Source organism: Stenotrophomonas sp. 3diitr2024, from assembly GCF_042136455.1.
GTDB lineage: Bacteria > Pseudomonadota > Gammaproteobacteria > Xanthomonadales > Xanthomonadaceae > Stenotrophomonas > Stenotrophomonas sepilia.
The window spans coordinates 1-5,061 of record NZ_JBHHMJ010000591.1 but is presented as its reverse complement, the minus strand read 5'-3'; the positions used below and the strand labels follow the sequence as shown (position 1 = coordinate 5,061).

General features: G+C 66.7%; 7 protein-coding genes. All 7 read right to left on the bottom strand.

Annotated features, from left to right (window positions below; translation table 11 throughout):
• Positions 1 to 102: 102 nt before the first annotated feature.
• On the bottom strand, positions 103 to 624 hold the full coding sequence (locus tag ABGA94_RS15335) for a DoxX family protein (RefSeq protein ID WP_197598930.1): 522 nt from the start codon (positions 622 to 624) through the stop codon (positions 103 to 105).
• A gap of 25 nt (positions 625 to 649) precedes the next feature.
• Positions 650 to 1,405: a DUF2063 domain-containing protein gene (locus ABGA94_RS15330; protein WP_012479632.1), complete on the bottom strand. Its 756-nt coding sequence runs from the start codon at positions 1,403 to 1,405 to the stop codon at positions 650 to 652.
• On the bottom strand, positions 1,398 to 2,273 hold the full coding sequence (locus ABGA94_RS15325) for a DUF692 domain-containing protein (RefSeq protein ID WP_012479633.1): 876 nt from the start codon (positions 2,271 to 2,273) through the stop codon (positions 1,398 to 1,400). The genes ABGA94_RS15330 and ABGA94_RS15325 overlap by 8 nt, the downstream gene beginning before the upstream one ends.
• Complete coding sequence (locus ABGA94_RS15320) at positions 2,260 to 2,613, bottom strand: hypothetical protein (protein WP_375367700.1); 354 nt, start codon at positions 2,611 to 2,613, stop codon at positions 2,260 to 2,262. Before ABGA94_RS15320 ends, ABGA94_RS15325 begins: the two co-directional genes overlap by 14 nt.
• A gap of 238 nt (positions 2,614 to 2,851) precedes the next feature.
• Positions 2,852 to 3,559 carry a phosphate signaling complex protein PhoU gene (gene phoU, locus ABGA94_RS15315; RefSeq protein WP_005415893.1) on the bottom strand — a complete coding sequence of 236 codons (708 nt, stop codon included), beginning with the start codon at positions 3,557 to 3,559 and terminating at the stop codon, positions 2,852 to 2,854.
• A gap of 76 nt (positions 3,560 to 3,635) precedes the next feature.
• Positions 3,636 to 4,466, bottom strand: coding sequence for a phosphate ABC transporter ATP-binding protein PstB (pstB, locus tag ABGA94_RS15310; protein ID WP_005408788.1), 831 nt, complete (start codon positions 4,464 to 4,466; stop codon positions 3,636 to 3,638).
• Between the two features lie 19 nt (positions 4,467 to 4,485).
• Positions 4,486 to 5,061: phosphate ABC transporter permease PstA (gene pstA / locus ABGA94_RS15305; RefSeq protein ID WP_375367697.1), on the bottom strand; the 576-nt coding region annotated here is incomplete at its 5' end.

Below are 5,061 nucleotides of genomic sequence, written 5' to 3'. Positions count from 1 at the left end.
GCGTGTGTCGACCAAGGTCGACACCTACCGGGCACCGCACGCTCTGGATTCCGGTAGGTGCCAACCTTGGTTGGCACACGGCGCGCCAACCACGGTCGGCATCTAGCGCAACGCAGGCCGTGCCGTCGTGACCGATGGCTGCCACCGGGCCAACCAGGCGTCCACGCTCAGCTTGCCGGCGCCAGTGAAGATCAACGGCAGCAGCATGGCCATGAACAGCACCGGCAGCTTGAAGTTGCCGTAGCCCTGGTCGCTGATGGCATACCCCATCGCGAGGTCACCCAGCGAATTCCATTGCATCGGCCAATGCACCGCATAGGTCGCCACCACGGTCAGCACCAGCAGGCTGGCGGCGGCGAAACGGGTAACGAAACCAAACAGCAGGCAGGCCGCGCCGACCAGTTCGAACCAGGTGGCCAGCTGCCAGTTCAGGGCAGCAGGCAGTTGGTTGAACGGGAACGGGAAGGCGCCCTGCAGGTCGGCGAACCAGTTCTGGCCGTGCAGCTTCTCACGGCCGGATTCGAAGTATTCCCAGGCCAGCAGCACGCGCAGGCCCAGCGGCGCCAACCAGGGGGCGAGACGGTCCAGCCGGCCGCGCGCGGCGGCCAGGAGCGGCAGGTTCATCGTTGGATCTCCAGTGGAAGAGTCGTCAGGGCGGGGGGGCGAGCGGGCCGATCACGCCGGCCTGCAGGAACTGCAGCAGCAGTGCGGCACCGGGCTCGGCCAGTACGTCCTCGGCCAGCCCGTGCGAGGTGGCCAGCTGCTGCAGGTACGTCTGTCCTTCCAGGCCGGGCCGTTCGCCGATGCTCGCCAGCAGGTGTACCGCCAGCGGGCTGAGCGCGGCGAATCGCACTTCACCGTCGGCTTCGCGGCGGACCAGCAGGCCGGTGGGTTCTGGAAGGGGCTGGGTCGGCGCATCCTCTGCACCGAGACGGTGCACCGGCCATTGGTACAGCAGCGGCCACGCCAGCGGCGAACGCCGCAGCGGCACCCGAAGTGGATCAGTATCGCCAGGCGCAGGAAGCGGTTCGGCCTGCAGCTGGTACAGCGCGGTTTCCACCCACTCGTAGTGGGCCAGTTCGGCCAGCGCCGGGTGCGGCAGCTGCGGCTGCGCCTGCAGCCACTGCACGAACTCGGCGGCCAGTTCGGTGAACAGCGGTGTCTGGCAGCGATGGGTGGCGAAGTAGTGGCGTACCAGGGCGCTCCAGGCCGGTTCGCCAAGCAGGCGCACGCAGACCGGGAAACCGTTGCTCAACAGGCCGAGCAGGTTGTTGAACAGCAGGTGCCGATATACCGCGACCCGGCGTGGCTCCAGTCCGGCCGGTGCGGGTACCGCCTGCGGGTTGCGCAGGTGCGCGGTGAAGGCGTGCTGCTGCGCGCGCAGGGTGTCGGCGGAATCAGCCATGTGCCGCCCCGGCATGTGTGGCCTGCAGGCGGCGGATGGTCTGCAGTTCGCCCTGCAGTTCTGCATAGGGCGGGAAATTGAAATCGCGTTCGAGCAGGGTGGGGCGCGGGCCGATGCGTGCATAGGTACGCGCCAGCAGCGCCCAGACCGGATCGATCACCGCGCTGCCGTGGGTATCGATCTTCAGGTCGGGTGCCTCGTCCAGGTGCCCGGCCACGTGCAGGCAGACGATGCGCCGTGCAGGCAGGCCGGCGATGAAGGCATCGGCATCGTAGCCGTGGTTGCAGGCGTTGACGTAGACATTGTTGACGTCCAGCAGCAGGTCGCAGTCGGCTTCGGCAAGCACGGCATTGGTGAAGGCCAGTTCGTCCATCGCCGGCGCGGGTGCCAGGTAGTAGGACACGTTCTCCACTGCGATGCGACGGCCCAGCAGGTCCTGCACGCGGCTGATGCGCTGCGCGGTATGGCGCACGGCTTCGTCGGTAAAGGGAATCGGCAGCAGGTCGTACAGGTGGCCGTCGTCGCTGCAGTAGCTGAGGTGCTCGCTGTACAGCGGCACGCGGTGCTTTTCGAGGAACCGGCCGACCTGTTCCAGCAGCTGGGTATCCAGTGGTGCACTGCCGCCCAGCGACAGCGACAGGCCGTGGCAGCTCAGCGGATGGCGCTGCGCCAGTTCGGCCAGGGCATCACCGGCCGGGCCGCCGACATGGATCCAGTTCTCCGGTGCGCATTCGAGGAAGTCGAAGTCGCCTTCCGGGGCGTCACGCAGGTCCTGCAGCAGCGCCCGGCGCAGGCCCAACCCGGCGGCCGCCGCACGAAGCGGCGACCGCGGGTGGACGAGGCTGGCGCGGGCGTCAGTGCTTGCCACCGCACTTGCCTTCGCCGCACTTGCCTTCAGCCGACTTCGTGTCGCCGACCTTGGCCTTGGCGCCCGCTGCGCCGGCAGCCTTGCCCTTGTCGGCACCGCACTTGCCTTCGCCGCTCTTGCCGTCGGCGCCGCACTTGCCTTCGGCGTGCTTGGTCGCGTCAGCGGCCATCTTGTTATCGGCGGCTTTGGCATCGGTGCTGGCCTTGGCCGCCTGGCCGGCCACCAGGTAGCCCTGGGCGAGGTCGCTCATGCTCAGGGCCGAGGCACTGGCGGTCATGCCCAGGCCGGCGGCCAGGGCGGTAGCGGTCAGCAGGGACAGGGTCTTGTTGGAACTGCTCATCGGTCTTACTCCTGGGTGGTGGGCAGGTGCCCGGGGTGAATCGATGGTGCAGCGATCCTACTCAACGAATCCTCGCCAAGAACTCAAATTTTCGTGAGATTTGTTACAGAAGCATCCGGAAGGTCTGCGCCGGGCAAGCACGGCGCCCACAACGCGGGTGGAACACCGCAAAAAAAGAAAGGCCGCTGTCACAGGACAGCGGCCACCTTGGAGTCGACTCCGGTGTTGCAGTGCAGCGTCAGGGCTGGCCGGTGCTGGAGGTCTCGTCGCGCTTTTCACGCGGTGGCAGCGGCTGCTCGCCGTGCACCAGGAACCACACGTTCTCGGCGATGTTGGTGGCGTGATCGCCCACGCGCTCCAGGTTCTTGGCCATGAACAGCAGGTGGGTGCACGGGGTGATGTTGCGCGGGTCTTCCATCATGTAGGTGAGCAGCTCGCGGAACAGCGCGGTGTACTGGGCGTCCAGGCGGGCGTCGTCCTCGCGCAGTGCCAGCGCGGCCTCGGCATCGTTGTCGCGGTAGGCGGCGATGGCACGGCGCACCTGCTGCGCGGCCAGGCGGCCCAGCGCGCGCAGGCCCTGGATCTGCGGCAGCGGCGGCACCTTGCCCAGCGCGATCGAGCGCTTGGCCACGTTCGCTGCATAGTCGCCGATGCGCTCGATGTCGGCCGGGATGCGCAGGCCAGCCAGGATCTCGCGCAGGTCGCGCGCCATCGGCCCACGCAGCGCCAGGCGCATCACGTCGTGGCTGATCTGCTGCTCAAGCGCGTCGATCGCTTCGTCGTTGGCGATGATGCGATGGGCGGCGTTCTCGTCGCGCTTCTCGATCACGTCCATCGCCGCTTCGAGCTGGGCGACGGCCATCTCGCCCATGCGCACGATTTCGGCCACCAGGCGCTGCTGCTCCTCGTCGTAGCTCTTGACGATGTGGTCGTTGGGAAGGTTCATGGTTGTTCCGCTCTGTTGAGTCGAGCCATGCTCGACTGACGTTGTCTGGAGAGTCGAGCCACGCTCGACTGACGTTTCAGCCGAAGCGACCGGTGATGTAGTCCTCGGTCTGCCGCTGCGACGGCTGCGAGAAGATCACTTCGGTGCGGTCGTGCTCGATCAGGTCGCCCAGGTACATGAAGGCGGTGTAGTCGGACACGCGCGCAGCCTGCTGCATGTTGTGGGTGACGATCACGATCGTGTACTCGTGCTTGAGTTCTTCCACCAGCTGCTCGATGCGGCTGGTCGAGATCGGGTCCAGCGCCGAGGTCGGCTCGTCCAGCAGCAGCACCGACGGGCGCAGGGCGACGGCACGGGCGATGCACAGGCGCTGCTGCTGGCCACCGGACAGGCCCAGTGCGCTCTGCCCCAGCTTGTCCTTCACTTCGTCCCACAGCGCGCCCTGGCGCAGCGCCTGCTCGACGCGGTCTGCCATATCGGCCTTGCTCAGCTTCTCGTGGTGGCGGATGCCGTAGGCCACGTTCTCGAAGATGGTCATCGGGAACGGCACCGGCTTCTGGAACACCATGCCGACCTTGCTGCGCAGGCGGTTCATCGGGTACTTCGGCGACAGGATGTTCTCGCCGTCCAGCAGCACTTCACCGCGCGCCTCCAGCTTCGGGTACAGCGCATAGATGCGGTTGAAGATGCGCAGCAGCGTGGACTTGCCGCAACCGGAAGGACCGATCAGCGCGGTCACGCGCTTTTCCGGAATTTCCAGGTTGATGCCCTTCAGGGCGTGGAACTTGTCGTAGTAGAAGTCCAGTCCACGCGCAGCCAGCTTCACCGGCGACGGCGTGTGCAGGCTCTCGTGCGAGGACGGCACGGCGATGCGCTGCATCGGCACGGCGTTGGAAAGGTCGTTCATGGCGTTATCCACGGAAAGGTCAGTCATGGGAGATACGGTTGCGCAGCAGGATGCCGCGGGCGGCAAGGCTGACCAGCAGCACGAAGACAGTCAGCACCAGGGCACCGGCCCAGGCCAGTACCTGCCAGGATTCATACGGGCTGCCGGCGAACTGGTTCATCACCACCGGCACCGAAGCCATCGGCTGGAAGATGTTGTTGTTCCAGTACTGGTTGCCGAAGGCGGTGAACAGCAGCGGTGCGGTCTCGCCGGAGATGCGGGCCAGGGCCAGCAGGATGCCGGTGATGATGCCTGCCGACGCACTGCGGTACAGCACCTGCACGATCACCTTCCACTGCGGGATGCCCAGCGACAGGGCCGCTTCGCGCATCTGCGAGGGCACCAGGCGCAGCATTTCGTCGGTGGTGCGCACCACCACCGGCAGCACGATGAAGGCCAGCGACAGCGCACCGGCGAACGCCGAGAAGTTGCCGCCGGTCTGCATCACGTACAGCGTGTACACGAACAGGCCCAGCACGATGGACGGCGCCGACAGCAGGATGTCGTTGACGAAGCGGACCACGGTGCCGGCCTTGCGGGCGTTGCCATACTCGGC